Source organism: Chungangia koreensis (assembly GCF_042651785.1).
GTDB classification, from domain to species: Bacteria; Bacillota; Bacilli; order Bacillales_A; family Planococcaceae; genus Chungangia; species Chungangia koreensis.
In genome coordinates this window covers 42,636-68,185 of sequence record NZ_JBHSEC010000001.1, presented here as the reverse complement: position 1 = coordinate 68,185, position 25,550 = coordinate 42,636, and the positions used below count along the sequence as shown (strand labels likewise).

40 protein-coding genes are annotated in these 25,550 nt (G+C 41.6%); 20 read left to right on the top strand and 20 right to left on the bottom strand.

Annotation, left to right across the window (positions count from 1 at the left end):
• The first annotated feature begins 5 nt into the window (after nt 1-5).
• The 6 genes from ACFOZY_RS00485 to ACFOZY_RS00460 are packed head-to-tail and all read left to right on the top strand — an operon-like array spanning nt 6 to nt 2,818.
• Nucleotides 6-494, top strand: a complete 489-nt coding sequence (locus ACFOZY_RS00485; RefSeq protein WP_378151089.1) for a DinB family protein — start codon at nt 6-8, stop codon at nt 492-494.
• Nucleotides 491-862, top strand: coding sequence for a VOC family protein (locus ACFOZY_RS00480; protein ID WP_378151087.1), 372 nt, complete (start codon nt 491-493; stop codon nt 860-862). Before ACFOZY_RS00485 ends, ACFOZY_RS00480 begins: the two co-directional genes overlap by 4 nt.
• Nucleotides 859-1,356, top strand: coding sequence for a GNAT family N-acetyltransferase (locus tag ACFOZY_RS00475; protein WP_378151085.1), 498 nt, complete (start codon nt 859-861; stop codon nt 1,354-1,356). Before ACFOZY_RS00480 ends, ACFOZY_RS00475 begins: the two co-directional genes overlap by 4 nt.
• Nucleotides 1,353-2,054, top strand: coding sequence for an alpha/beta fold hydrolase (locus tag ACFOZY_RS00470; RefSeq protein WP_378151083.1), 702 nt, complete (start codon nt 1,353-1,355; stop codon nt 2,052-2,054). The genes ACFOZY_RS00475 and ACFOZY_RS00470 overlap by 4 nt, the downstream gene beginning before the upstream one ends.
• Before the next feature lie 4 nt (nt 2,055-2,058).
• The gene (locus tag ACFOZY_RS00465) at nt 2,059-2,442 is read left to right on the top strand and encodes a VOC family protein (RefSeq protein WP_378151081.1); all 384 of its coding nucleotides are present in this window, start codon (nt 2,059-2,061) and stop codon (nt 2,440-2,442) included.
• 1 nt (nt 2,443) lies between these two features.
• Nucleotides 2,444-2,818, top strand: a complete 375-nt coding sequence (locus ACFOZY_RS00460) for a hypothetical protein (protein ID WP_378151079.1) — start codon at nt 2,444-2,446, stop codon at nt 2,816-2,818.
• Nucleotides 2,819-2,866: 48 nt separating this feature from the next.
• On the opposite strand, the gene ACFOZY_RS00455 is transcribed toward ACFOZY_RS00460, so the two are convergent.
• From ACFOZY_RS00455 to ACFOZY_RS00430, 6 genes are all read right to left on the bottom strand, one after another.
• Nucleotides 2,867-3,523 carry a TerC family protein gene (locus tag ACFOZY_RS00455; protein WP_378151077.1) on the bottom strand — a complete coding sequence of 219 codons (657 nt, stop codon included), beginning with the start codon at nt 3,521-3,523 and terminating at the stop codon, nt 2,867-2,869.
• Nucleotides 3,524-3,657: 134 nt separating this feature from the next.
• A complete protein-coding gene (locus ACFOZY_RS00450; protein ID WP_378151074.1) occupies nt 3,658-4,344 on the bottom strand; it encodes a DinB family protein in 687 nt (228 codons plus the stop codon).
• A 51-nt stretch (nt 4,345-4,395) separates the two neighbouring features.
• Complete coding sequence (locus ACFOZY_RS00445) at nt 4,396-5,142, bottom strand: class I SAM-dependent methyltransferase (RefSeq protein ID WP_378151072.1); 747 nt, start codon at nt 5,140-5,142, stop codon at nt 4,396-4,398.
• On the bottom strand, nt 5,135-5,362 hold the full coding sequence (locus ACFOZY_RS00440; RefSeq protein WP_378151070.1) for a hypothetical protein: 228 nt from the start codon (nt 5,360-5,362) through the stop codon (nt 5,135-5,137). Before ACFOZY_RS00440 ends, ACFOZY_RS00445 begins: the two co-directional genes overlap by 8 nt.
• Nucleotides 5,363-5,405: 43 nt before the next feature.
• Entirely contained in the window at nt 5,406-5,783 is a 378-nt protein-coding gene (locus ACFOZY_RS00435; RefSeq protein ID WP_378151068.1) for an LPXTG cell wall anchor domain-containing protein, read from the bottom strand.
• 181 nt (nt 5,784-5,964) lie between these two features.
• Nucleotides 5,965-7,257, bottom strand: coding sequence for a cytochrome P450 (locus ACFOZY_RS00430; RefSeq protein WP_378151066.1), 1,293 nt, complete (start codon nt 7,255-7,257; stop codon nt 5,965-5,967).
• Between the two features lie 107 nt (nt 7,258-7,364).
• Between ACFOZY_RS00430 and ACFOZY_RS00425 the strand changes: the two genes are divergently transcribed.
• The 3 genes from ACFOZY_RS00425 to ACFOZY_RS00415 are packed head-to-tail and all read left to right on the top strand — an operon-like array spanning nt 7,365 to nt 9,048.
• Nucleotides 7,365-7,961 carry a hypothetical protein gene (locus tag ACFOZY_RS00425; protein ID WP_378151064.1) on the top strand — a complete coding sequence of 199 codons (597 nt, stop codon included), beginning with the start codon at nt 7,365-7,367 and terminating at the stop codon, nt 7,959-7,961.
• A 41-nt stretch (nt 7,962-8,002) separates the two neighbouring features.
• Nucleotides 8,003-8,659 (top strand): carboxylesterase family protein, encoded by a 657-nt coding sequence (locus ACFOZY_RS00420; RefSeq protein ID WP_378151062.1) that lies wholly within the window; start codon nt 8,003-8,005, stop codon nt 8,657-8,659.
• The gene (locus tag ACFOZY_RS00415; protein WP_378151060.1) at nt 8,656-9,048 is read left to right on the top strand and encodes a GNAT family N-acetyltransferase; all 393 of its coding nucleotides are present in this window, start codon (nt 8,656-8,658) and stop codon (nt 9,046-9,048) included. Before ACFOZY_RS00420 ends, ACFOZY_RS00415 begins: the two co-directional genes overlap by 4 nt.
• A gap of 278 nt (nt 9,049-9,326) precedes the next feature.
• Here ACFOZY_RS00415 and ACFOZY_RS00410 read toward each other — a convergent pair whose 3' ends face one another.
• The 3 genes from ACFOZY_RS00410 to ACFOZY_RS00400 form a co-directional block, all read right to left on the bottom strand.
• Nucleotides 9,327-9,665, bottom strand: a complete 339-nt coding sequence (locus ACFOZY_RS00410; protein ID WP_378151058.1) for a thioredoxin family protein — start codon at nt 9,663-9,665, stop codon at nt 9,327-9,329.
• 247 nt (nt 9,666-9,912) lie between these two features.
• A complete protein-coding gene (locus ACFOZY_RS00405) occupies nt 9,913-10,683 on the bottom strand; it encodes a sporulation protein (protein WP_378151056.1) in 771 nt (256 codons plus the stop codon).
• Between the two features lie 154 nt (nt 10,684-10,837).
• A complete protein-coding gene (locus tag ACFOZY_RS00400) occupies nt 10,838-11,044 on the bottom strand; it encodes a hypothetical protein (RefSeq protein ID WP_378151054.1) in 207 nt (68 codons plus the stop codon).
• Nucleotides 11,045-11,213: 169 nt separating this feature from the next.
• Between ACFOZY_RS00400 and ACFOZY_RS00395 the strand changes: the two genes are divergently transcribed.
• A complete protein-coding gene (locus ACFOZY_RS00395) occupies nt 11,214-11,555 on the top strand; it encodes a zinc ribbon domain-containing protein YjdM (RefSeq protein WP_378151051.1) in 342 nt (113 codons plus the stop codon).
• A 313-nt stretch (nt 11,556-11,868) separates the two neighbouring features.
• Nucleotides 11,869-12,006 (top strand): YfhE family protein, encoded by a 138-nt coding sequence (locus tag ACFOZY_RS00390; protein WP_378151048.1) that lies wholly within the window; start codon nt 11,869-11,871, stop codon nt 12,004-12,006.
• Between the two features lie 81 nt (nt 12,007-12,087).
• Here ACFOZY_RS00390 and ACFOZY_RS00385 read toward each other — a convergent pair whose 3' ends face one another.
• Nucleotides 12,088-12,774, bottom strand: a complete 687-nt coding sequence (locus ACFOZY_RS00385; RefSeq protein WP_378151046.1) for an MBL fold metallo-hydrolase — start codon at nt 12,772-12,774, stop codon at nt 12,088-12,090.
• 67 nt (nt 12,775-12,841) lie between these two features.
• Nucleotides 12,842-13,717 carry a LysR family transcriptional regulator gene (locus tag ACFOZY_RS00380; protein ID WP_378151044.1) on the bottom strand — a complete coding sequence of 292 codons (876 nt, stop codon included), beginning with the start codon at nt 13,715-13,717 and terminating at the stop codon, nt 12,842-12,844.
• Nucleotides 13,718-13,833: 116 nt separating this feature from the next.
• On the opposite strand from ACFOZY_RS00380, the gene ACFOZY_RS00375 reads away from it, so the two are divergent.
• Nucleotides 13,834-14,772, top strand: a complete 939-nt coding sequence (locus tag ACFOZY_RS00375) for a DMT family transporter (RefSeq protein ID WP_378151042.1) — start codon at nt 13,834-13,836, stop codon at nt 14,770-14,772.
• 64 nt (nt 14,773-14,836) lie between these two features.
• On the opposite strand, the gene ACFOZY_RS00370 is transcribed toward ACFOZY_RS00375, so the two are convergent.
• From ACFOZY_RS00370 to ACFOZY_RS00360, 3 genes are read right to left on the bottom strand one after another with little or no spacing between them, the layout of a single operon-like run.
• On the bottom strand, nt 14,837-15,238 hold the full coding sequence (locus ACFOZY_RS00370; RefSeq protein WP_378151040.1) for a hypothetical protein: 402 nt from the start codon (nt 15,236-15,238) through the stop codon (nt 14,837-14,839).
• 48 nt (nt 15,239-15,286) lie between these two features.
• Complete coding sequence (locus tag ACFOZY_RS00365; protein WP_378151038.1) at nt 15,287-15,769, bottom strand: hypothetical protein; 483 nt, start codon at nt 15,767-15,769, stop codon at nt 15,287-15,289.
• 13 nt (nt 15,770-15,782) lie between these two features.
• The gene (locus ACFOZY_RS00360; protein WP_378151036.1) at nt 15,783-15,971 is read right to left on the bottom strand and encodes a hypothetical protein; all 189 of its coding nucleotides are present in this window, start codon (nt 15,969-15,971) and stop codon (nt 15,783-15,785) included.
• A gap of 159 nt (nt 15,972-16,130) precedes the next feature.
• Here ACFOZY_RS00360 and ACFOZY_RS00355 point away from each other — a divergent pair, with 159 nt between their 5' ends.
• Nucleotides 16,131-17,519 (top strand): bifunctional metallophosphatase/5'-nucleotidase, encoded by a 1,389-nt coding sequence (locus ACFOZY_RS00355; RefSeq protein WP_378151034.1) that lies wholly within the window; start codon nt 16,131-16,133, stop codon nt 17,517-17,519.
• 109 nt (nt 17,520-17,628) lie between these two features.
• Here the strand turns inward: ACFOZY_RS00355 and ACFOZY_RS00350 are convergent, their stop codons facing one another.
• The 3 genes from ACFOZY_RS00350 to ACFOZY_RS00340 all read right to left on the bottom strand — a co-directional run bounded on the left by ACFOZY_RS00350 (nt 17,629) and on the right by ACFOZY_RS00340 (nt 19,633).
• Entirely contained in the window at nt 17,629-18,015 is a 387-nt protein-coding gene (locus ACFOZY_RS00350; protein ID WP_378151032.1) for a hypothetical protein, read from the bottom strand.
• Between the two features lie 112 nt (nt 18,016-18,127).
• On the bottom strand, nt 18,128-19,132 hold the full coding sequence (locus ACFOZY_RS00345) for a hypothetical protein (RefSeq protein ID WP_378151030.1): 1,005 nt from the start codon (nt 19,130-19,132) through the stop codon (nt 18,128-18,130).
• A gap of 255 nt (nt 19,133-19,387) precedes the next feature.
• Nucleotides 19,388-19,633, bottom strand: coding sequence for a hypothetical protein (locus ACFOZY_RS00340; protein WP_378151027.1), 246 nt, complete (start codon nt 19,631-19,633; stop codon nt 19,388-19,390).
• Between the two features lie 77 nt (nt 19,634-19,710).
• Between ACFOZY_RS00340 and ACFOZY_RS00335 the strand changes: the two genes are divergently transcribed.
• The 6 genes from ACFOZY_RS00335 to ACFOZY_RS00310 all read left to right on the top strand — a co-directional run bounded on the left by ACFOZY_RS00335 (nt 19,711) and on the right by ACFOZY_RS00310 (nt 23,276).
• Nucleotides 19,711-20,175 carry an NUDIX hydrolase gene (locus ACFOZY_RS00335; protein WP_378151025.1) on the top strand — a complete coding sequence of 155 codons (465 nt, stop codon included), beginning with the start codon at nt 19,711-19,713 and terminating at the stop codon, nt 20,173-20,175.
• A 10-nt stretch (nt 20,176-20,185) separates the two neighbouring features.
• Nucleotides 20,186-20,749: an ATP-binding protein gene (locus ACFOZY_RS00330; protein WP_378151023.1), complete on the top strand. Its 564-nt coding sequence runs from the start codon at nt 20,186-20,188 to the stop codon at nt 20,747-20,749.
• A complete protein-coding gene (locus tag ACFOZY_RS00325) occupies nt 20,746-21,234 on the top strand; it encodes a GNAT family N-acetyltransferase (protein WP_378151021.1) in 489 nt (162 codons plus the stop codon). The genes ACFOZY_RS00330 and ACFOZY_RS00325 overlap by 4 nt, the downstream gene beginning before the upstream one ends.
• Nucleotides 21,235-21,258: 24 nt before the next feature.
• Nucleotides 21,259-22,068 (top strand): DUF2268 domain-containing putative Zn-dependent protease, encoded by an 810-nt coding sequence (locus tag ACFOZY_RS00320; protein WP_378151019.1) that lies wholly within the window; start codon nt 21,259-21,261, stop codon nt 22,066-22,068.
• A 30-nt stretch (nt 22,069-22,098) separates the two neighbouring features.
• On the top strand, nt 22,099-22,272 hold the full coding sequence (locus ACFOZY_RS00315; protein WP_378151017.1) for a hypothetical protein: 174 nt from the start codon (nt 22,099-22,101) through the stop codon (nt 22,270-22,272).
• A 101-nt stretch (nt 22,273-22,373) separates the two neighbouring features.
• The gene (locus ACFOZY_RS00310) at nt 22,374-23,276 is read left to right on the top strand and encodes a stalk domain-containing protein (RefSeq protein WP_378151015.1); all 903 of its coding nucleotides are present in this window, start codon (nt 22,374-22,376) and stop codon (nt 23,274-23,276) included.
• 194 nt (nt 23,277-23,470) lie between these two features.
• Here the strand turns inward: ACFOZY_RS00310 and ACFOZY_RS00305 are convergent, their stop codons facing one another.
• Complete coding sequence (locus ACFOZY_RS00305; RefSeq protein WP_378151013.1) at nt 23,471-23,704, bottom strand: hypothetical protein; 234 nt, start codon at nt 23,702-23,704, stop codon at nt 23,471-23,473.
• Nucleotides 23,705-23,706: 2 nt separating this feature from the next.
• Nucleotides 23,707-24,036: a YbjQ family protein gene (locus ACFOZY_RS00300; protein ID WP_378151010.1), complete on the bottom strand. Its 330-nt coding sequence runs from the start codon at nt 24,034-24,036 to the stop codon at nt 23,707-23,709.
• 174 nt (nt 24,037-24,210) lie between these two features.
• Between ACFOZY_RS00300 and coaW the strand changes: the two genes are divergently transcribed.
• On the top strand, nt 24,211-24,912 hold the full coding sequence (coaW, locus tag ACFOZY_RS00295) for a type II pantothenate kinase (RefSeq protein WP_378151008.1): 702 nt from the start codon (nt 24,211-24,213) through the stop codon (nt 24,910-24,912).
• Between the two features lie 42 nt (nt 24,913-24,954).
• On the opposite strand, the gene ACFOZY_RS00290 is transcribed toward coaW, so the two are convergent.
• Nucleotides 24,955-25,392, bottom strand: a complete 438-nt coding sequence (locus ACFOZY_RS00290) for a GatB/YqeY domain-containing protein (RefSeq protein WP_378151006.1) — start codon at nt 25,390-25,392, stop codon at nt 24,955-24,957.
• Nucleotides 25,393-25,550: the final 158 nt, after the last annotated feature.

Genomic DNA, 25,550 nt, shown 5'->3' with positions numbered 1-25,550 from the left:
TTAGAATGGAACAAACTATTTTTAAACATATGGAAACGACTCGCGATTTGACATTAAAGGTGTTCGATCGCATCCCGGAAGAATTGATGGACGTTGTTCCCGAAGGATTCAACAACAGCATTCGTTGGAACTTGGGACATATTGCCTTTATTCAGGACCGGCTCGTCTATCAAGTTGCCGGGGAACCGATTGGCGTGCCTTATGCCTTTGAAGAGTACTTTAAAGCCGAGACAAAGCCTGCAAACTGGTTAGGCGAACCCCCTTCCTTAGAAGAAATAAAGGAAGCATTAATCTCACAGTCAGGACGAATTAAGGAGTCACGGAAAAGTAGACTCGATGAAGCATTGCCGGAACCATTTACTAATCGAATGGGCGTCACCTTCTATACAAAGGGAGACACGCTTTTATTCACTTTCTATCATGAGGCCATGCATTATGAAACCATCAAACAAATCTACCGTGCGATTCAGCGGGAGCAGGGGGAAGCAAGATGAGTTTACTTAAGGGAATGGAGGGTGTTTTTATCCCGGTCACCAATCCGGCAACCTCAGCGAAATGGTATGAAGAGAAATTAGGCTTTTCCCCGATTTACATAGAGGAGGAAGCTGCGACGATGCGTATTGCTTCTGATGCGCAGACTGTTGTATGCCTTGTCCGGACTCCAAATCATCAGCCGATGAAGTTTCCGGAGAATGACTTTGGCGTCGGCAAATACTATAACTTTATTCCTCAAAGTATCGAGGATACTTATGAAGCGTTGAAAGAACGTGGTGTTGAAGTCGGTCCAATAGGCGGTGAAGAAGGCTTCAGCTACTTCACCTTTTACGATCCGGACGGAAATCCATTAGGCGTTTGCAAATGAACATCCGGCCGATCACTTTGGAAGACTTCCCGGCCGTCTTATCGTGGAGTCAGGATAAGGCCTTTTGTTCTGCAAATGACTGGGAGATGAATCGAGAACCGCAAGAACTTTTTCGTTGGTGGGAACGCTTAGTTAAGGGAATTGCGGATGATTTCATTCGCCTTGGGATAGAAATGGACGGCAAGCTAATCGGTTATGTGGATTTTACGCATATCATTGACGGGTCGGGGGAATTCGGCATTGCGATTGGAGACAGCAGCTTGTGGGGACAAGGGCTTGGCCCGCAAGCTGCGTTGAACGCGATGGATTTCGCTTCAACAACATTAGGGATTACTACATTTACTGCAGAAACACATGAATCCAATCTTCGTTCAAGAAGACTATTAAAGAAGATCGGTTTCGTAGAGATCAGTAGAATCGGCAGTGAAATGTATATGGGAGAGGACACTCGTCTCATTCAACTCCGACATACAGTAAAGAGGCGACAAAATTGAAAACTTTTAAAATAGAACCTTTTGTCTTTCATACTTTTGGAACAGAAGGGAAAACCATTATTCTCTATCACGGATGGGGATCGAGCACCCGAACCTACATAGAATTTGCTTCAGACATAGCTGAACTTGGGTTCCGAGTCATATTGCCTGAGCTGCCTTATCATGATAGCCGTGACCCGTTAGAAAGTCCTTTCCGACGAGACATCACACAACAATATTTTTGGAAGACCATTTTTCAGAGTATCGATGAATCGGCCAAGTTTTTTGAAGCCCTTCAAGTTCCGTTAGAAGAGATTATTTTACTCGGGAGCTCGATGGGCGGTTTCATCGCATCTGGAATTGCAGCTAAGTATCCGGGCGTTGCAGGATTAATAAGTGTCAATAGCTCTGGTTCCTTTCTAACGTCAGAAAGGATATTTAGGAAAAATGACAATCGTCCCCAACTTAGCGAAGAAGAAAAGCGAGTATTCTCTACCTATGATCCAACTCATAAAAAACATAACCCATCTCCTGTACTTCTTTTGCATGGCATTCATGACAGCATCATTTCGATTGAAGGACAGCAAGAATACGATTCGTACCTCAAGTCTTGTGGAGCGCATGTCACTTTCTTAACGTACGAGCATGTGAATCATACAATAACTGACACAATGATTGACGACATAAAGCAATGGCTAATCCAAAATTTTAAGGAGTGAACTCATGACTAATCCTACAAAGTCACCAGTAAAAAATAAAATCGGCGGTATCTTCATCCCGGTCCGTGATATTGAACGGGCACGGGAATGGTATGGCCGAATATTAGGACTCGTTGAGGGAGAAGTGTTTTTCGGGCATATTTTTGTACCTGAAATGGAAGGTTCGGCCCAATTGATCTTGGATACGATGCCAAGGTGGCGAACAGAAGATGGAGACATTTATCCATACCACGCCCCTTCCCTTCAATTTATAACGGATGACATACAAGCATCCTTTGAATTCATGAAATCGCAAGATGTCGAACTGGTCACCGAGATTGAGGACAATTTCTACTTCGTCATCCGAGATCTGGATGGAAATCTATTAATGATTTGTCAGGAGAGATAGAATGAGTGAAATCGAAGAGGTGTTAGACGCTTACTTCCGGGCTTGGAATATTGGGTTTGACACAAAGGATCCTGTTGAACTACAAGGATTTATGTCCAAGGACTTTACTGGGTATTGGGCACATGCCGGGATGACAAAAACTTACGATTATGATTTTAACTACGATTTGGCCGGTGTACTCGGTCAGTATGAACAAGCGGAGAAAAATTTTGAAATTCTCTCCATGGTTGAACGGAATGACGATAATTACTTAGTTATGGGAAGAGAGCAGAACATCGTTAATGGCTCCCCCGCAACCGCTATGTGTATGTTCGTTTGGAGACGTGAAGATGGAGAACTAAAGTTATTAAGGGAATATATTGAGTTGGAACGATAAATTTTACGCATATAAAAATGGGAAGCCGCTATGGCTCCCCATTTTTAGTTAAGCAGTTTTCAACCTGGATGATTTCACAAATTTACCGATTAAAATGACACCAACCACTACCACGATTTCAATAGGCAGATTCCAAGCGTCCGGAATGAAAGCATTCATTTCATTATCGTGTAGGAACATCTTTGCCGCTGTGTAGGCGATAATAGCTGAACCAATGTAAACCAAAATCGGGTATTTGTTCATAGCATTGGAGATCACTTGGCTACCCCAAATAATTAGAGGAATACTAACCGCCAAACCGAATAGAATCAACCAAAAGCTGCCGTGAGATGCGCCGGCTACAGCCAACACGTTGTCTAATCCCATTACGATGTCGGCCACCACAATCGTTTTAACCGCTTGGTACAGGTTGTTAGCTGTCGCTAAATTCTCATCGGCTTCTTCTTCAATTAGAAGCTTTACAGCTACATAAACTAATAGTAAACCCCCAGCAGCCATCAGGTAGGGTATGTTCAATAGCTGAACCGCTATGAACGTCAACGTAACACGGACAATTACCGCTCCACCCGCTCCCCAAAAAATAGCTTTCTTTCTTTGTTCAATTGGAAGATTTCTTGTTGCCAAAGCTATAACAACAGCATTATCTCCAGCCAACACCAAATCAATGGCGATAATCGTTAACAAAGGAATTAAAATAGATTCCATTCAATATTTCCTCCTACATGGAAGGCACTTGACCCTCCCTTTTTACGCATACAAATATTATAACGGAAACTATTAGAATTCCTAAATGTTTTTTAAGGTTATATGAATGGATATGTAAAGCTGCTCCGCTTTGATTACTTCCGTAGACGCTCTTTAATACGGATGCATTTATTAAGATGTAGAAAATTATGTCTCGTTGCAGGCATTAATATTAATCCGGCAATGGTTTTTTTACTCCAATATTCCGCTAACCACTTGGAATTTTGTGAAACAGCATTTTCTTTAAATAGTTGTCCAATTCTTTCTTGTTCAACTTTTTCTTTGAATTGTCCTGGTTTTAACTTTGAAACTACTTGCTGAGTTCGTTTTCCAACAGCTCTTCTATAAGCAACTAACTGTTTCATTTCAATTCGGGAACTCATTAAAGCTATGTCCTTTTCACTCATGTCATTGCCAGAGTGAATATAGTCTATATTCATTTTCTCAAGCCAATTCTCTTCAAAAAGTACTTGCGATTCAGTAGCTACCAATATATTCATCGTCATATCCTCAATTCGAGCAATATGCCAAAGATGCCACGCGATTGAATTATTTGTGTCTGGATTCGGTGTAGGATCATGCCTAAAGACCTTTTCATCTAAATCCCTAAGTAATTCATCTTCCAGAGTAGTTTGATAGGTCTCAAGAATAGAGGGAGAGTGCAGCAGAGAATGCTGTGAAATAAATAATTCAGTAGCTCTTGAATGTTCTTCAGGTTTTGAAATGATCGCCGTTAAGAGTCTATGTTGTTCATTCCAGACCTTTCTTTGTTTGAGATCCAATAAAATCAATCCATTTCCATTGAATTCAGTTACGTTCTTTGAACCGGTGAATCATCTGTATTTAAACAACGCTGTTAACAAGCCTTCTAAACCAAAACGATTTTCATTAGGACGGGAATTCATTTTTCTTATTTCTATTTCCTCAAAATCTTTAAAAATTGGTCTCAGTTTTTCTTCTGTGTAGCCCAAACCGCCTTTTAGACTGCGTAAACGATACACTTCCCAATCGGATAGATCTGCTCCTCCAAATTTTCCGCCTTCCATGAAACATGTGATTCCAAAGAATCCTTCAGGTTTTAATGCCCTCTTAACCAAATCTAAATAACTCATCCGGCGATGTGGAGCAATATGGTGGAAGCAACCAGAGTCGTAAACAAGATCGTAACTTGATTCTTCAATATCTAAATCGAAAATGTTTTGTTGAATAAAATTAATGTTCAAATTCCTTTCATTTGCCCGCTCTCTTCCCCATTCCAACGCTTCTTCCGATAAGTCAATCGCATCGACAATGAAACCTTTTTCCGCAAGGTAAATAGCGTTCCTTCCAGGTCCACATCCTAATTCAAGGACTTTACCCGGCTTTATTAACTGTTTTTCAATATACTCAACTAAATTCTCGTCCGGTTCGTTGGCAAAGAATGGAACGTTCCTTTCACGGACAGAGTAAAAATGATCCCAGTTAAAGGTGGATTCTTCCTTAAGAAAATGATCTAACATTTGAAGTAGATCCTCGTAATTATTAATGGTTTCCTTCACCAGTATTCCCCCTGCTATCTCATCTAATTGCAACCTATTCATTCCTCCGAACATCCCATCTCCTAAAAATATGATAGACGAGTAAGCCAAGTGGACCTGAAAGGAGAGTTAATATCCAAAACAAATGCCTGAAGAAGCTATAGAAATGGCGATCCGAATCATAGAAAACCCACACGGCCATCACCAAAGCGATTGTGTAGAACAATGCTATTTCCATTTGATAACCTGAAAAATCTATCTGACTAGCAAGTGACCATCCCATATCATCAGCTCCATTAAGTTCCTTAGAGAAAATGAGTAGACCTCTATTTATACCAAGTACTAATTTGCGTTACATTCCCATTCCGATCGACACGTAACGTAACTCCTTGCTTTGAAGAAACCTCCTGTACATCGAACTGGCCAACGGTATACCCTTCTTCAAAATGTACCGGAGATATTTTGAATTCCTGATCAGGATATGTGGCTTCCAAGTAATCCACAATCTGTTCATAGCGTTGTGCATGTGTGTTCACTTTTATCGTCGGAAAGTACAAGTAGTAACCAACGTATCCTATGACAAGAACACCCGATACAACCATCGCCCACTTCTTCCGATTACGGAAAATAAACCAAGCAATTCCGATGGCTAATAAAAGAATCAGGCCAATCAACATAAAGAAAATCACGTCATTCGGATTCATGTCATTTCCTCCTCCATCCAGGAAGATCTTTCTATATAATTTCTATAAATTTATACGATTCTCCTTCATTTTCATGACAAAAGGCCGGCATTTGCCGGCCTTTTCTTAATGCTTTCCTATATCAATGATTAACCGGATATATCAACGATTGTGCATCCCACCATGATTTATTCATCTAAAATTACTCCGCTTTCCGCCTAACATTACTCATTACAAATCCACTTTCCGGCAATGTCGGCATGCGGGCCATGCTGTAGCTTAGGTCCTGATCGGGTATGTCGTAGTCGATTTTGTCGACTAAGAATTCAATGCTGGCTTTCATCGCTTCGACTGTGATGCCTTCTCCCGGGCAGCGATGACCTTTTTTGGGGTCGCCTCCACCTTGCGGGATGAAGTCGTACAGATTTTCCGGATGGTGACGGAATCGTTCCGGATTAAAGTAAAACGGCTGGTCCCAGATCCGTTCATCGTGATTCGTTCCGTACATATCCAACAAGACGAGCTGACCTTCTTTAAAAATGCAACCTTTCCATTCAAATTCTTTTTTCACCCGGGCTCCTAAGAATGGGCCGAACGGATAAAAACGGCGGACTTCTTGGACGAACATGTCGAGGTATTCCTCTCCGCCTTGGCGGAGTTTTTCCTTTTCCTCCGGATGATCAAAAAGAGCGACTGCCGCGAATGTGATGAAAGTAGAAATCGCTACGATCGGGCGCAACACGTTAATGAGCTCGACGGCGGCCATATGGGCATCCAGCTGATCGCCATCCGGGGTCTGATAGAAGGCCATTTCATATAGTGCAGTTTCGTCTTCGACGGCGCGTTCACCGCTACGCACATCTTCGATTAGACCTGTAATCCAGTCCTCTGCCCGAGTCCTTGCTTTTCTTCCCTTCCAATGTCGGGGACCGACCGCTCCGAACGCATCGACCATTGCGGCAAAATCATCCGCCCGGATCTTTACTTCTTCTTCATCCAACGGCACTCCGGTCCATTCACATGCAACGCGGCAAAGAAGCTCCTTCGCCTCTTCAAACAAAACAATGGATTCTGCCTGTTCCCATTCCGCAATTTTATCCTCCCATGCCTTCGCTACCATATTGCCGATATTTTTCTCCTCTGCCGGCGTCATAAGGGATAGGAATAAAATCTTCCGATGGATATGTGCATCTCCGTCCATCGTCTGGATGGCGTTTTGTCCGAATAATGTTTTTTGCACCCTTTTCGGTGCAGCCCCTTTTCGCTGGAATAGCTCAGGGTTATAGAACTTCTTGGCAGCCTCTTCCCCGGACATGCAGATGACCTGCTGGCCAAGTAGGCGTGCTTCAAACAGATCCGTTCCGTATTCCTTCATCCGATTACCAAGAAATAGATAACCTTCCTGCATCAGTGTTAAACTGTTATCCAGGCTCTTATCATGCGGGACCTGTTTGTTCATCCGAATCGACTCCTTTACCCATGTTGTTTCCTTCATTCCCTAAACTTAGTTACAACGAAACGGTTCCCTCTCATCCTGTACAATTTCGAACAAGTATATAAGTCGTTACCCATATCGCATACTTTAAGACAGGAGGCAAAACTATGGATCTATACGACAAGGCCCACTCTGTCATCATTTCAGCTAATCATCGGCTGCTTAAGCACGACCCTTCCTTAATCCCGATCGGGAAAGGGCGGAGTGCTTATGCGTTCCGAATAAAGGGCACACAGTTTGCCCTGAAGAAGTTTTTTCCTGAGTTCGCCGATATCGCTCCGCTCGAAGCGAGTGTCTACCATGAATTAAAGGGAATCGAATATTATCCGACGATGTTTGAGTACGGGCATGACTATATCGTGATGGATTATATCGAAGGATTGACCCTTTTCGAATGCCTCACACGCGGAGTGCCGATTGAACGGCGACATATTAAAGAGGTGGACCGGGCATTACATTTGGCTGTCGAACGCGGTCTGAACCCTTCTGACATCCATCTCCGGAATATCATTCTTACTCCTTCGGGCGAGATTAAGCTGATTGACGTTGCCCGCTTTAAGCAGCCACATGACCCCAGTCAATGGGATGATTTGAAGAGGGCCTATACCAAGTATTATGAGCGACCTTTATTCCCCAAAAAATTACCCGCTTTCCTGTTAAATCGTATTGCCCATCTGTACAAAAAAGACCTCATTCCCTTTTAATGATTCTGGTATGATGATTTCAAAAGGGGATGAGGTTTTTTATGGAAATGAACATTCATACGTTTGAACAACAAATTCAGAAGAACATCATGTTGAATTACATAGCATTTTTACCTGACGGATATGATCCGTCCCATCATTATCCATTGTTAGTCTTCCTCCATGGCATCGGGGAACGGGGCAAGAATCCGGAAAAGGTGATGACCCACGGGATTCCACAAATCTTGGAACAGAGCCTCCCTTTCATACTCATCTGTCCTCAATGTCCGGACGGAACGATCTGGTCGATGGAAACGGATGCGTTGGATGCGCTGTTGGACGAAGTGATTACTCGCTTTCCCATAGACGAGAATCGGATGTATTTGACCGGACTCAGCATGGGCGGCTACGGAACATGGGACTATGCACTACGGTATCCGGACAGATTCGCAGCGTTGGCGCCTGTTTGTGGAGGAACATTGCGATTAGAGGATATTGGACGAATCAAGCATACGCCGATTTGGGTGTTCCATGGTGAATTGGACAAGCGAATCCCAGCAGAAGGGACACGTCAGCTCGTTCGGGCAATGGAGTCTGTTGGAGGTAACATAAAAGCAACCTATTATCCAGAAGTCGGACACAATGCATGGGTAAATGCATATTCTACCCCTGAACTCTATGAGTGGCTGCTCCAGCATGAAAGGAAGACAGAGCGATGAACATACGCGAATATCGAGAAGAAGATTTTAATGAGATCCATCTAATGAATGATGCGGAAGGCTGGTCAAACTTAGTTGCACGAGGTGCAGACACGAAGACAGCCTGGGCAAACTCGACGATCGCCTATGTGGCTGAGGAAAATGGAGAGATCATTGGTTGCGTGTGGGGCTTCACTGATACTAAAATTACAACCTACATTTGTGAACTAATCATTCAACAGAATTTTAGAGGTAAAGGAATTGGGACAAAGCTTCTACGGCACGTGCATAGTCTCTATCCCGAAACTCGTATGGAGCTGCTTGCCTCCAGTACGTCGAAGACTTATTATGAGCAACTGAATTTCCGTCCATTTTACGGGTATCGGAAGACATTTGAGGAATGGTCCTAATTTCGCATCACTTTTTTCGGCTTTTTGCATATTTGTAGAAAGACTGAAAAGGAGTGAAAGTCTTGACCCCGAAATTCCAGCCGACTTATTGGCAATTAGAGAGCTCAAGCATGCAATATATAGTTCGTGAACGCCGGCACAAACCAATCGATGATGAACACAGTCATCAATTGAAATCTTGCGCGCAAACTTGCGTTAACAAAGGATGTCCGTGCTTTGCTCCATCCGTTTATCAGGAATAAAACAAAGGCTATTCCCATAGCAATCGGGAACAGCCTTTATCTCAAATAGCCTTCATAAATCTTCTGTAACTTCTCTTCGAATACACTCATATGAACTGCACGCGCTTCCCGCAAGTATTCCTTCCCATCCACAAACAGCAGCAATGCCGGCACAGAGAAAACCGTAAATCGTTCTGCAACTTCCTCTACTTCTGCAGAGTTGATATGGGCGAGCCGGATTTCCGGAAACTTTTCCATCAGTTCACCGACCTGAGGCAAAAGGGCGTGGCAAACACTACATCCTGTTCGGGAAATATAAACAAAGGATAGCGGATGACTGGCGATGAAACTGTCGACATCTTCAATCGTGTGCAACTCTTCGAAAGTCCTCATCATACAACCGCCTTTCTGTATCCTTTAGTTTAGCCCCTTGTAGGACAAAAATAAAGACACCTGCCTGCACAGGTGCCACTTCACGCTCTTTATATGCTTATTTACGGCAACGATCACATGAACTGCATGATGTTGCACTTTTCCCGCATTGCTTGCACTTCTTTTTATTGGACAAACTTCACCACTCCTTTAGTCAGATGTTTAAGGATATGTTGAAGAAGCATTGTCCTATTCCTATAACCTAAAGATTTTACACGTAGCGGCTGATCGTGGATTGAAGTTTCTGTGCCATATTTGGAATATCAGATGAACTGACAGTTAGGCGTAATTTCGATTCATCCATTCCCATCGCTTCGGAGAATAAGCTGCCGAGTCCCCGCACTTTACAGTCAACCTGCAGCAGAAGCTCTGCTTGGTTTTCAGAAATCGGCAGGAACACGATTTCCAACTCATCCAAACGGCCGCGGAACGAACCGGATGTCGGAACGAATTCAAACTCTTGAACGAATGGCAGACGTTTTCTCATATAGCGCGGTGCCTGTTCGCAATCTGCCTCACGCATGCGGAATCCTAAACTGCTCGCTGCCGTTAGAACCGATTCCAATAACGGGTTTGGAACTACGCGCACAAAGTCCTTATCAGAAGGGTCTACCGCACTTGTAATATCAAGGTCTGTCTTGATCCATACTCGAGAACGGCCAATGGTGATGGGTGTATCCAAAGGAAGAATAAATGAAAAAGGAATCTCCTTACGCTCATTCGCATGAATATTGAAGGATTCACTCAATCTGAACTGATCTACACGTCCTGGAACAGAGATTTTCTTATCGTCAATCTCCTTTAGGTACGATGTATTCACGGACATATAGATATCCGAGATTTGCTGCTCCGTACTGCCGCCTTGAACAACAACGACACCCCGCACTTCACCGCCCGGCATAACCGTATCCTTCTCCAATTTCGTATCCACCTTCGCAGATCCAATTCCTACACTCGCCAGCATCTTATTAAAAAAAGACATTCAAACTTCCTCCTGTATCGTATGATTCATGTAAATTCACGTTGCAGAAAATTATACGAGTGAGGAGGTGAAAGGTTGCATAAGCGTAAAGAAATTCTTTTGGAATATAAAGAGCCATCCAATACGATTGGATGGCCCAATATAAAATATGATTTTATCCAAACAGTCCGCCAAGAATTCCTTTCTTGCGACCTGTATCAGTTGAAGCATAGCCATCATTCGAATCTCGATCCGATTCCCATCTCATTGGTGAGGAACCGAATTTCTTGAATTGCTCCGAGATTTTTGCACGGCTATCCTTGTTTCGCAATAAATACGCTGCCCCTAATCCCAATGCTGCTAACCCCATTTTATTCTTCATAATTAATTCCTCCCTATCAATCGTTTACGTCTTATTTTCCCCTGACAGGAATTGTCTAAACTAACCATCGGTTTCCATACTTGTCATCAAAACGTGATAACTACTATGAGCAAGCACCCTCTTTTGTCGTATAATGGTGCTTAGAATCTTAAGATGGGGGTCAATTGAATTGTCAAAATTACCGAATTGTCCGGAGTGTAATTCCGAATATACATACGAGGATGGAAACCTATTGATATGCCCTGAATGTGCCCATGAATGGACGCCGGGAACTGAAGCCGGAAGTGATTCAGAAGAGAAGGTCGTAAAGGATTCCAACGGGAATGTCCTTCAAGATGGAGACACTGTCACAGTCATTAAGGACCTCAAGGTGAAAGGAAGTTCTTCCGTTCTAAAACAGGGAACAAAAGTTAAAAACATCCGTCTGATTGATGGCGACCATGACATCGACTGCAAAATTGATGGCTTCGGAGCCATGAAGCTGAAATCGGAGTTCGTGAAGAAGATTTAAATGACAAAAAGTACATCAGAGAAAAATGATGGACCCTGGAAACAGAGACTTGAAACAAACCCACTTAAACTGCCTTACTGCCGATTTTCAATTGGTGTAGGGCAGTTATTTTTTTCTGTATACATTTCTTATATTGTTTTACCTAACAATTACTTTCTTTACATAATGCTTCTTGTGACTTGATTCTTTTAACTTTAGCGAGGAGTGATAGGATTAAATGATTCCTTTCTCCCCTTCTAAAGGAACGTTTAGTTATAGAAAAATAGGATAAACAATATATAAGTCATAAATGAAATGAAGGGAGAGTTGGTTAATGAGTGAGAATAAAAAGCCACATGAACAAATAACCGACAAAAACAATGGACTTACTTCTGCCCAAGAAGTAACCTACCCGAATGATTTTAAAAGGGCAGATGAAGCCGAAAAAGAAGAGAAAGAAAAGAAAAATTAATTCTTTTTAAATAGTGGCAACTGAGCACTAAAGCTAAAGCACATCAACGAATTCATCGTGATGTGCTTTTTCTATTTTTGCTCATTCTCCGCATGCTAAAAGATCTCCAAAAAATTGTCCGATTTCTCCGGTCAATATGCCTCCATGTCCTGTACAGAGGGCGTCTGCGTCAAATCCCTTCATGATCCTCAGGCCGCTAAGAAAATGTGACAACTCCTTAGAAGCGACACCGCCTTCTTTCATAAAATCCAACCAGGCTTGTCTCAAATCCATTCCATTCGAGATGAAACCTTCGTTAGACAACGGATCCCCGAAGTAACAAAGAAAATCTCCGCTAAAGAGAATTTTAGTCGGACGATGATAAACAACCATTGAACCTGGTGAATGTGTGCCGACTAATGCATATGTAAAATCTCCGATTATTCCTGAATCATCTTTTACTGTTGTGAACCGGTCTGAATTTGAAACTTCAATAGCCCCTTCTTCACGTATATGGATATATTTGACGGCTTTCGCGAAGAGATCGATTCCTTGGACATGATCTTCGTGGCCGTGGGTTGCAATAATTACTGTCACGTCATCAGGCGTTTTGCTAAGAGACTGAAGGGCATCCACTAATAACTGGGCATGTTCCTTTTTCCCACAATCGATTAATGTGACCCCGTCCTCCTCTAAAACTATATAGCAATTGTTATAGGAACCCCATGAAGTGTCCCAAACCGCAAATGCATACACATTCTCTCTTACTGCTTGTAGTAAATAATCCACGTAATTTCCCCCAATTTATGAAACGTACTTTTACAATTCTTATTGTCGGCCTTTAATCCCTTTAAAATCAATTAAAATTTTCAACTACCTGCTTAATATAGTCAATCATCTTTTTTGCTGCTGGTGAAATGGTCTTTAATGAAACAGTCGTCAACCCGATCGTCCGGTAGAATTCTCCTTCCACTGGAATGATGCGAAGATTTTTCGGTACTTGGTAAAGAATCAGTTCAGGCAGGATGGATACCCCCAACCCATTCGCCACCATGGAGATAATCGCCTGGTCATCACCGAGCTCAAATTTGATTTTAGGTTTTAGACCCGTTTTCTTGAATACACGGTTAACATCATTGTCGCTGCCTTTTTTGGAAACGATGAAATCCTCATCCTTCAACAAAATGGGTGGAATGCTTTTCTTATTTGCTAACGGGTGCTCACTTGGTAACAGGCATTGCATACGGTCCTTCATCAACGGAATGGACTCCAACGATTGGGCAGTAGGCAATGACACAAAACCGAAATCGATTGCTCCTGTCGAAACCCAGTGCTCAATCTCAATATAGTCCCCTTCAATCAGCTTCACTTCTATATTGGGGTATTGCTCATTAAATGATTTCAGGATTTCGGGAAGCCAACGCACAGAGACACTTGTAAACGTTCCGATCCGGACTGTTCCGCCTTCTATTCCGTTAATTTTCGAAATTTCTTGTGTCAATTGTTCGTCCCACTTCAATATTTCACGAACAATCAATAGTACTTGTTCCCCATTTTGTGTTAAATGAATTCCTGATCTCCCCCTGCTCAAAAGCAAGAATCCCCACTCACGCTCCAGCCCAGTAATAGCATGACTTACAGCCGACTGGCTCAAGTTTAGTTTCTCCGCTGCCCGTGACAAACTTCCCTCATCTACAACTGTGCTAAAAATCTCATATTTGGCAAGTGACATAGTCATTCGTCCTTTACATGAATTTTTTTCATATTTGACTTTAAAAAGATTCAATTTTCTTATGATTATTTTATCATTATAATGTATTTTAAAACACTTTAGGAGGGTGAAGTGCAATGGAGAATCAGTTGAATCGAGGCTTGCAGATTAGAGCGGATTTCATGATGTTACTTGTCGTAGCTATTTGGGGTTCTTCCTATTTATTTATGAAAATGGGATTGGAGAGCATTAGCGAGTTCAATCTGGTTGGACTCCGATTCGGATTTGCCTTCCTCTTAGCGGGATTGTTCTTCTATAAACGAATGATGAAAGTGAACAAAACAACGTTGAAGTATGGCTTCATCTTAGGAACGATCGTGTTCCTTGCGATTTCATGCGTCACGATTGGATTGAAATATACAACCGTTTCAAATGCCGGATTTTCATTTGGCTTGGCTGTCATCTTTGTTCCGATTCTGTTGACGATCATCTATCGGAAGAAACCGGAAATGAAGATCATCGTGGCAACGCTTTTCTCGATTACCGGTATCGGGCTCATGACGCTTAACGAGCAGTTGTCTATTAATTTGGGTGATTTTTTATGCATCATTGGTGCATTGCTTTATGCATTATTTATTATCACGATTGATAAATTAACGAAGAACGTGGATTCCATTGCACTCGGAATTCTGCAGCTTGGATTTACCGGTGCATGGGGAATTGTGTTTTCATTCATATTTGAGACTCCGCATCTGCCAAACACAAGCGAAGGCTGGATTGCTATTTTGGCACTGAGCATTCTTTGTAGCGCAATCGGATTCATTGGCCAAACAGTTGCACAGAAATATACAACGCCGACGCATACGAGTTTAATCTTCTCCTTGGAGCCGGTTTTCGCGGCACTTTTTGCATTTATGTTCATGAATGAAGTATTGCAGTTTAGAGGTTATATCGGGGCATTCCTGATACTTCTCGGTGTCCTGACAGCGGAAGTGGATTTGAAGAAATTGCTGAAGAGGAAAGCTGAAGACACGTTAGTCGGTCAAACGGCCGGTTATACACCGGAACATAAATAATAGATCAGGTTAACGTAAATAGGCCATCCAATGAGTGATTCAATAATTGGACGGCCTATTTTTTCTATCCTTCACGTAATCCTAAATAGCGGATTTCTTTGCCTTCAACAATTGCGATTACGATATCTCCATTACCGTCAATTTTCTCATATATTTTTGTTCCTACCGGAAGTTTTGTTGCAGAGCCATTAGAAAAGTCGTGACTATCGCTCGTTTGTTTCGTTATTTCCAACACTTCTTGACCTACTGTTAACTCCTGATTAACAACCCAATCAATTTGCTCAGCATTACTATAGACAATACCGTTTAAAAGAAAAATGTCTGCGTTCTCGTTTTCCACTAATATTTCTTCCACTGTCGGGTTTCCTGTTTCAATGTTATTAAGTTGATTAGTTTCTTTTGTATTGCATGACGATAATAGTAGAGTCATTGTTAAAGTTCCCACTATCAAATGGACCTTCCTCATAGTTCTTTTTAACGTCCTTCCTTATTTAGCTTTAATCCATTTTAATCTTTAGTCCGGAATCTCATTAGATACTCTGAAAGGTTCAGACCTTAAAACTTCTTTTCCATTTTCCAAAACAAACACTCGTACTTCTTTTCCGTGGATCACTCTTAATGGGTTTTTCATCGAAACGTATAGTTCTCCTTGCTCATTAGGTTGAAATGATGTTTTCCCATCCATGGTGCCGAATCTAATCACAACATTTTCTTCGGGTCCAAATACAATTCCTTGTTGCGAGCTTTCTCCAAATGATATTTTATAATTTCCTGTTGGTTTTAACCCTTTTGCTAAGACGATAATATCTATGATTCCATCCACACTTGAACCGTCATCATTGATGTCCTCAACTGCAATTGTCACTCGACCTGTCCCATCTTCAAAAGGGATATCTTCTGCAGTATAAACTTCTACTTCCATAACAGCTTCTTCATTTGAACAACCAGTTACGAACAGTCCTAAAACTAATATACTAATCACGATTCTACGCATCATTCTTCCTATCCCCCTATTTAATAAAACTAAGGATGATTCCCATTAACAGAGAAAGCGAAAAGAAACCAATCATGAAGTAGCCAACAAATTTTATAGGTTTTGGCATCTTATTGAAATCGGCATCAGCCAGATTTGAACTATTTCCTTCTATCTTTTCCATATGATCTATTGCGTCATTGAATGGCTTTTTATCCTCATGCATTCTACCTCCCCCTTTCTTAATAAAAATTCCCGTACTTAGTTACTGAATAGTTTACCACCATTATCCATATTCAGTGTAAAACGTTTAAATGAACCCTAAAAAGTTTTTATCGTCATATTCAGAAAAGTATAGGAAAATGGAAAGACGGAGGGGAAATGGATGAGACTTAAAATTATTCATACAAACGATGTACATAGTAATTTTGAACAGTTTGCAAGAGCTGCAACAGTGATTAAACAACAGAAAGATGCGGATTCCATCGTGTTAGATGGCGGGGACTTTGCCGATTTCAAGAGCATCGAACTTCAAGGGACTAAAGGAATGGCCGCGCTGGAACTGCTCGACTACGTCGGCTATGACGCGCTGACCATCGGCAACAATGAAATGTTCAACGGAGTGGATACTCTCCAGTTCATGGCTTCGAATAGCCCGTTACCGTTCATCAGCAATAACTTATTGAAAAAGGATCGAACGGAATTGGCGGGTGTAGTGAAGAGTGCTATCCTCGAGAAGAACGGCTTACGCATCCTGATTACAGGATCGTCTCCGAATTTAGATGTATTTAACGATGGGTTAGGCGTTCATATGCTTCCATTTAAAGAATCGATCAAACAGGAAATCAAGCGCAATGAAGGACGATATGATCTATGTATTCTTCTAAGCCATATCGGGACATTTGAGGATGTTCCGCTCGCTTCGGAAATCCCGGAAATCGATGTCATCATCTCAGCTCATGATCACAAGCTTTATCCAGAAGCGAAAATTGTGGATGGAACCATCATGAATAGTGCCGGAAACTATGCAGAACATGTTGGTATCGTTGAACTTGAGATTTCGGAACGTGGAGTGGAATTAATTCATTCAGAAACCATTGCCACAAAGGATGTTGCGGTGGATGAAGGCGTCTTACAGATCTTGAAAGAGAATAAAGTAAAAGCCATCGAAGTGTTGAGACAGCCGTTGTACCAGTTGTCCGCCCCGCTTTGGCATGATGTCATCGAGGAAAATCCGATTACCAATCTTATTGTGGATGGACTTCGTGATATGCTGGGCTGCGATATCGGGTTGATGAATAGCGGGATTGTGAATGCCGGTGCGTTCGATTTCATTTCCAATAAAAAACTGATTGAAATTTGCCCATCGCCATTGAATCCAACCTCTTTTGAAGTGAAAGGCTCAGACTTACGTGAAGCATTGGAACAATCATTGGATGTTCAAGTCTGCTTGGCGGAAGGTCGAGGACCGGGATTCAGAGGCAGGTTCACTGGAAGACTTCACGTCTCTGGCGCTAAGGTGATCCATGATGGGAAAACTGTTCGGGAAATCTTAGTGGCAGGGCAACCGTTGGATGATGAGAACTGGTACTCAGTCGCAAGTTCCGATTACTTACAGCGCGGATCCGGCTATCCTTCCCTTGCGAACAACCGAAATGTTGTCTATCGTCCGGAAGAAATCAAAGATGTCATCCGGGAATATGCGAGACACTCTGAGTTTGTTGAATTAGCCATGGTCAATCGGTGGAACGTATTATCAAAGGTAAACTTTTAATGGAAAAGGACGCTGAAGAATATTTTTCAGCGTCCTTAATGTCAGTATCCGATAAAATCATTCACGTTCTTCAAATAGACTTCTTTGAATATCCTTGCCCCCCGAATCGTTAAAATTCGAAACCCTCCTCCATCTCATACAAATTAACATAGTCCTCACTTATTTCAATTGAGATGATTTGATCTTCCTTCCTAAAGAAGTGAACGTGTCCCTTTCGTTCGTCCTTCAACTCTTCCCATCCCCAATTCTTCATTTCATCAAAATAGTTTAGAGGCGGGTAAAGTCCCTGTTCTCCTCCAATGTTTTCTAACGTGTATTTTTTCCCTTCTTTAATATTCGGATTGGAGAATTCCACTTCACTGACTTCAGCATCGGCTGGCACAGGAATGTCTTCATTTATTTCCGATTCTTCGTATCCGTCTATTTCAACGTGGGGGTTGACCTGGCTTTGTTCACTACAAGCAGACATGACTAAACTGAATATAAAAAGCAACATTAATCTCTTAATGGCTTTTCACCTCCAAAATGTTTTCTTAAACAGAAAGGACGTTAAACCTATTAATAACGGAAGTAACGCCTCTAATTTATCCAAGATAAAGTGACGTCTTTTATCTCTCTTGCAGTGCTTCCTTCAAGCCACCGTCATCTACAATCTCAAGTTTTTCTACTGGTCCATCTTTAATGGTTACAATTCCCTTAACGGTAGTGCTCTTTCCCTCACCGCCTTCTTTTTTATAATGAACAACGACAGAGGTGCTATAGCTTGTCGGATTTTTTTCATCCTGTACCACTTCAATTTCCCCTACACTTAATTCATATCCATTCTCTGCAGCAATTGCAGGATAGACAAATCCGAATGAGGCAATAAATTCTTCTAATCCTTCATTAGAGAAATAGGAAATGTATTTTTTATTCAAATACTCTACAAGTTTCTGGTCTTCTAATGGGTTTTCAGAACCAGCCCACAACTTGTTCAGCTTATGATCTGTCCTGCCAAATTGCTCTTGAAGAATTCCCCTTGCAAGAAATCCTCTGTCGCGCCCTTCATTGGAAGTTTCCATCATTTCTTGGTAAAAACCACTATCACTTAAGCCTCTGATTCCACTGATTTTTCCACTTTCCGACATCGTGATGAAGCCCTTCATAGTAGCTGTTTTCTCTTCGCCGTCTTTTTCAAACGAAACGACTACCGTGTAATCGTAGTTCCGTTCAATTTTTTCTTGTTGCTGGATGTCAATTTTATCGGTCTTGAATGTATAGCCGTTTTCTTGGGCTTTGTGATGATAATAGAATAAGAGACTAATCATTGTATATTTTTGTATTGCTTCCTCTTCCATATAAGGGCTGAAGGTATCTGATAAATATTGATGGTATTCTTTTACTCGTTCCTCTGCCTCTGCTTCCCATTGTTCTGAGTCGGCAACACCTTTGAACATTTCTTCCTCAATACGGAGGAATTCCTCGTCCGGCCCGTTATATTCAACTTCCAAGTACTTCTTAATCGTCTCGATATTTGGATCTTCCACTGCTTTTACTTCCTTTTCTTGCTCCGTACAGCCTGTTAGGAGTAAAGCCAACAGTAGAATCACGCCCCCTGCCTTTTTTATGAACATAATGAGGCCTCCTTAAATTCAAAGTCTCTGAAATTCCAGACGAAATACAAGGCTTGCCATGAGATCTGTGTAAACGGTAAATGCGCCAACTAATAGTTGAGCAGTTATTTTAAAACGACTTTTTTTATTTCTTTTATTAACTTAACAATCATACAAACGATTGAAGAATTCTACGTACACAACTTCCACCTTAAAATTGTATACGCTTTCAACTTCTAAATGGTTTCACTTTTTTGGAATGTTTTTCTAATTCTTTTATTTTACAGTGAAGTTTTGCAGGCTGAGCAGGTTGTTTTGCGGTATAGGAACATCTTTTGCAGGCTGAAACCTTTCTTTTGCGGATGGGAATCGCTCTTTTGCACTTCTCATCAGACTTCCCTTTTTATATTGCAGAATTCTTCTTTCATATTGCGCATTAGAAGGAGTATATTGCGCCTGTGACCTATTGGTATTGCGCAGCACGTCGATTATATTGCAGAATTCCTCTTTCACATTGCGCACCCGTAACTTGTAAGAGGATTACCAGCCCTTTTTATCGAATTAATTAAAAATGATTACATAGATAGGAGCGTTTCTTCATGAATTACATTGCTGACATGCGTAAATTAATTGGCCACGAGACACTATTTACCGTTGGTTGCGGGGTCATTATTGAAAAGGATGGCTGCATTCTTCTGCAGCACCGGACGGATGAGGATAGTTGGTGTATTCCAGGCGGTGTGATGGAACTTGGTGAAACTTTTGAGGAAGCAGCGAGACGAGAGACACTCGAAGAAACGAACTTATCAGTCGGGGAATTAGAGTTATTCGGTCTTTATTCCGGAGAAGATTGCTTTGCTGAGTATTCCAACAAGGATCGTGTTTATAGTGTTCAAATAATTTTCAAAGCCACTTCATATACAGGAGAATTGGTTCAAGCAGGCTCTGAGAGTAAGGAACACCGGTTTTTCAATAAAGAAGCATTACCGGCAAATCTGAATCAACGACAACAATCATTCATCATGGACTGGGCAAACGGGCGAAAGACGCCTGTAATTCGGTGAGGTAGAAAAGATGAAACGATTGTTAATAGCGACTGTCGGCAAAACACATAGCGGAAAGACAACATTTGCAAGATCATTGGAGAAAGAATTGCAGAATTCCGTTGTCATTGATCAGGATGTTCATGCAGAGTTCCTTCTCAGCCACTATCCTTCTTTGATTCCTAAAAGAGGACCGCATCGCCTGAAATTCGCCATCACGAGATCGGTGGTGGACTATGCGGTAAGTGAGACGAACCAACATATAATCCTATGCAATTCCAATGAAAACCGCGTGAATCGCTTAAAGCTCTTGGAGGAGTTCCGGGATAAGGGATTCACCTGTGTGTTAGTTCACTTTGACATGCCTCAAGAGGTCTTACTTGAGAGGATTGCAACCAGCGGACGGAGGACTGATATTATTCGGACCGTCACGAGTTTTGAGGAAGTTCTTCAACTGCAGGAGTCATTAACCGAAAATGGCCATAACATCGCTCCTGATGAGAGTGAAGCTGATTATGTTTTCACTCTCGAAAGTGTTGATGAGATGGAGACAATTATACGGGAAATTTTAAAAATCGTAGGTGAATATAAATGAAATTATTAAAAATTAACGATGCATTATTCGATCAAATTGAGAGTCTTTATAACAGAGTATGGAATCAGTCGATAGATGAACGACTTAGAAAACACTATACATATGATGGATTCAGAGGGGTAGCTCTTCTTAGCAAAACTGATCGGTTAAAAGGCTTTGCATACGGCTACACGTCATTACCTGGGCAATATTACCATGGACTGCTTGCTAAAGAACTGGCTCCGAATGAATACGAACACTGGTTAACAGATTGCTTTGAAGTGGTGGAACTTGCCGTAGATCCCGATTTCAGAAGACAAGGACACGCTAAAACACTGATGACCGAACTGCTCGATGAAGTAGAACGGAAAACCGCCATTCTAACGACTCAAACGGATAACCATTCTGCCCGCTCCCTCTATGAATCAATGGGGTGGGTTATTGTGAAGGAACGGTTTTATCCCGGTGTTCCTGATAAGCCATATGTGATTATGGGAAAGAATTAAATGTAGATTGAGAGGTGTTTTGTCGTGTTAGAAATTAGGCAGATCACACCAGCGGAACTATTGGAAAATCGGCAAAACGTGGATGAATACTTAAAGAATGAATTCACTCAGTTGGTAAATGAAAAAACGTGGATGAATAATTATGATCACCTGATTAGACGATTTCAGTTACAGAAATTCAAGAAGTTCACTTATGATGAATTTTCCAATTTTCAATGGGATACAAAACATGTAAAAGAATTATCGACAGAAACTTTTCGACGGGTTAACCAGTACTTAGATTTCGATTCTGTACGAATAACTATTGTCCCTTCGCTCCCCTTTTCATACTTTAAAGAACAACCGAAACCTTTATGGATTAATGCTTTTACAAATGGTCCTGGTAACATTGTGATTGCGATTCCTCCACAGCCGGATGATGACTTCTTTCAGTATTTATTGGCACACGAACTACATCACGCATGTCCCAGTAATCCTATTTACCATCTGTCTTTAGATTCATTCACTTTGGAAGAGTGGTTCAAGATGGAAGGCACTGCCGAGTTCTTCAGCCTTTCCCTTTTCCCCGATAAAAGATGGTGGAAAGACAATTTATCCGGTAATTTGGAAAACTCCTACTGGAATAAAATAAAAGAACACTTAAAATCGACTGATGATCATGTTAAGAGCGACTTATGTTTCGGGAATTCCGAAAAAGGGATTCCCATCTTTGCCGGTTATTCTTTCGCGTTAAAAGTTGTTTCTCACTATGCGAATAAGCATCAATTGGAAGATATTAATAAATTGTTCTTAGTAAAAGCCTCTGAAATGATGGATGACTATTGGAATGACTAATAACCCGTTTTGTGAAAGGAGGAAAACGCATTGTTTTGGTTCATGGGGGTTGTAATAGTAGGATTAGTGGCCTTTGCATTCGTGGTCGACCGTAGAAATCGAAAGTTAAAAAATGATTCTTTGCCATCGACAGATGCTCACGCAAAACCCGGAGATAGCAACAATTACATGATGGGTGATAATAAGTATACAAATGGTCCGTAGAAGACTTAGGCAATGATAAACTGACCATATTTTTTTCAATCTGTAACCTTTCTCATTCTATAGTGGTCCAATTCACTGAAATTAGAAAAGGAGAGGGTTCTATGAAAATGGTAAAATTCGCGCCGATCGCAATAACAGCATTACTAGTAGGAAGCACTGTTGTTGCAAGCACAGCTTCTGCTGCAACGGATGTCCCAATTGAGCAGGAAGAGATTCAACCGGTTTTTATTAAAACGACAGGTACTGTAGAAAGTATCGAAAAACGTGGGGATGTAATCTATTATTCCTTAAAGGATGGAGAAAATATAAATGTACTTGCAGTTACTGAAGATACATTCTTATTTGATAACACCGGCAAAAAGGTAGAGATAAAAAAAGGAGACAAAGTAGTTGCCTACACGTACGCCAACAAACCGGCAATTTTAATTTATCCTCCTCAATACAGTCCGGAAGTTGTGATTGTGGAAACAGAGGCATTGGGTACAGCAGCAGTGGGTTCATTTGACAAGAATTTAGTAGACGAAAATCTTTCGTTAAAACTAAATATAAGTAAAGATACAGAACTAACAAGCACATCTGGCAAAGAGATAGTTCCTTCTGATTTGGCAGGAAAGGACTTATTAATATTTTACACGTTCACAACAAAGAGCATTCCTGCCCAAACATCACCTCATAAAGTAGTGTTATTGACTCAGCAGGAATCCGAACAAGAACATGCAGCAAACGCTGTTGTTACAGACATTATTGCAATGGATTTCTATGAAGTAGACGGAACGAAAATGGTACCACTACGCCTTATTGCTGAAGAACTGGGGTACAAGGTGGTTGCCATAAACAATGGAGCCCTATTAACAAAAGGAGCCCAATCCTATACGATGACACGTGGTGAAAAGCTATACGGCTACAATAAGGCCCTTCGCTCTTTTGAAGTAGCTCCAGCCCTACTTGAGCCAGGAAAAACATATGTCCCTCTTCATTTTATTGATGAGTTGCTAAATAATTAATAGGAAAAGTGAAGTCCATTAAGGGGATTGTAAGCAGAATCATATTTCCCTAAGATCGTCCTTACTATCATTACGCCGAACTATTTGTTTGGCGTATTTTTTTGCAACGTAAATAGGCATCCAATTAATTTGATTTAATCGGATACCTATTTGAGCTACTATATTAAATCTGAACGCCAAAGGAGAACCTTTTTTTACTCTTCCTTATAAAACCGCTCCCCGGTGTCATGGTTAAAATAGACGACAAGCCGTTTACCGGTTGTCGGGTCGATGGATACTTCCTTCGTCCGTTCAAACCCTTCGGGAACGCTCTTGCCATGTTTCGTTTTGAACCGGCGATCCCAGACGTACCAGGAACCGATAATCAGAACGATCAACACAATAAGTTGTAGTCCGTAGAAGCCAAATACCCAGCCAATCCAATCCATGGCTACTTCCTCTCAACAATGACAGCTGTTCCGTAAGCTACGATCTCGCTCATGTTTTGGCCAATTTCCCCTGAGTCAAAGCGCATCATAACAACAGCATTCGCTCCCATAGCTGTTGCGTTGGCAACCATCCGGTCCATCGCTTGTTTCCGGGCATCTTCGAGCATTTCTGTATACTGGTTAATCTCCCCGCCGACGAGACCCTTTAAAGAAGCTACGATGTCTTTTCCAAGTCCTCTTGCTCGGACTGTTAACCCAAATGTCGGGCCCAACACTTCTTTCACCACATAATTCGGTACGTTTTCCGTTGTAACAATAATCATCCGTCCCACCAACCCAACTGTAAAATTTTCCTTCTATTCCATTGTATTTTATCATGAGAATAGAAGGAAAGTTAGGGGATGAGAAATAATATGCGAATCGGAGTCGACGCAGGCGGAAGTTTAATTAAGATTGCCTACTCCCAAATGAATACAACACATTACATAAAGTTTCCCGCTAATTAGTTGAATGCGGCAGCGGAGTGGGTGAATGACCAAGCAAGTTCCCATATAGCCATAACTGGTGGGAAGGCTGGTGCTCTTAGTCAATTACTGAAAGCAAATGCAATTATGGTTCCCGAGTTCGAGGCAACGATCAGTGGCGTACAACAACTCCTCCTTGAAGAAGGACACAGTCAGGACTCCTACATCTTAACGAATGTCGGGACGGGCACTTCAATCCATCATATCAACGGCGGTCAGCATGTCCGAGTAGCCGGAACGGGTGTCGGTGGCGGGACCATCATGGGACTTGCAAAGCTTTTGACTGGATTGGATGAATATGAAGACATATCAAATCTCGCTACAGGTAACAAGCGGGACCGAATCGATTTGAAAGTCCATCATATTTATGAAGGGACGGAACCACCGATTCCAGGGGATTTGACGGCAAGCAACTTTGGAAACTTGCGTGACTTAAGTTCAGGCAATCTTTCCAATGAGGAACTGACATCAACGATTGTCGGAATGGTTGCCGAGACAATTACTGTTGTCAGCTTACAAGCGGCCCAGCAATTCAACGCCAAGACCATCGTCTATATCGGTTCCACCTTTTCAAACAATCAGTTGATGAAGGATATTGTAATACGTTATACAAATATGTACGGGTTAAATTCGATTCTTCTAAAACATGGGGAATTCTCGGGAGCGGTCGGTGCAATGCAGTAACGATAGAAAAGCCGCCCCATGGCATTCGGGACGGCTTCCGTTTTAGCTATTCAAATATTCCTTCACCGTTGCAGAAACGACTTTCCCTTCGGCACGGCCAGCAACCTCTTTCATGACTTGACCAATTGCTTGACCCATTGGCGTTCCTTTTTCGATTCCAAGAGATTGGATCAATTCAAGCAATTCCTCTTTAGACAATTGCTTCGGCAAGTAGTGCTCGATGATGGTGATTTTTTCTTTCTCTGCCTCTACGATATCCTCACGATTCGCTTTTTCAGCTTCCTCAAGGGATTGTTTCGTTTGCTTTAATTCACGTTGGACGATTTGGATTTCCTCTTCCTCCGTCAATTCACGCTTCAATTCCAATTGCTGATTCTTAATTCCTGCACGGATCAAGTTAATGACACCTTTGCGTACTGTGTCTTTCTCCTTCATCGCAGTCTTCATATCAGCCATTAACGTATCAGTTAGTTTAGACATTTTAAATTCCTCGCTTCTTTGTTTTCCTTTTATTAGTATACAAAAAAATCGAGAAATCGCGTCAAAATTTGACTTCAAAAAAGAATGTGGGAATCGCAATGAATTGATAGAAGAAGATGAATGCTACATTTTGTAGAGATTCATCTCCTCTTTCGCTT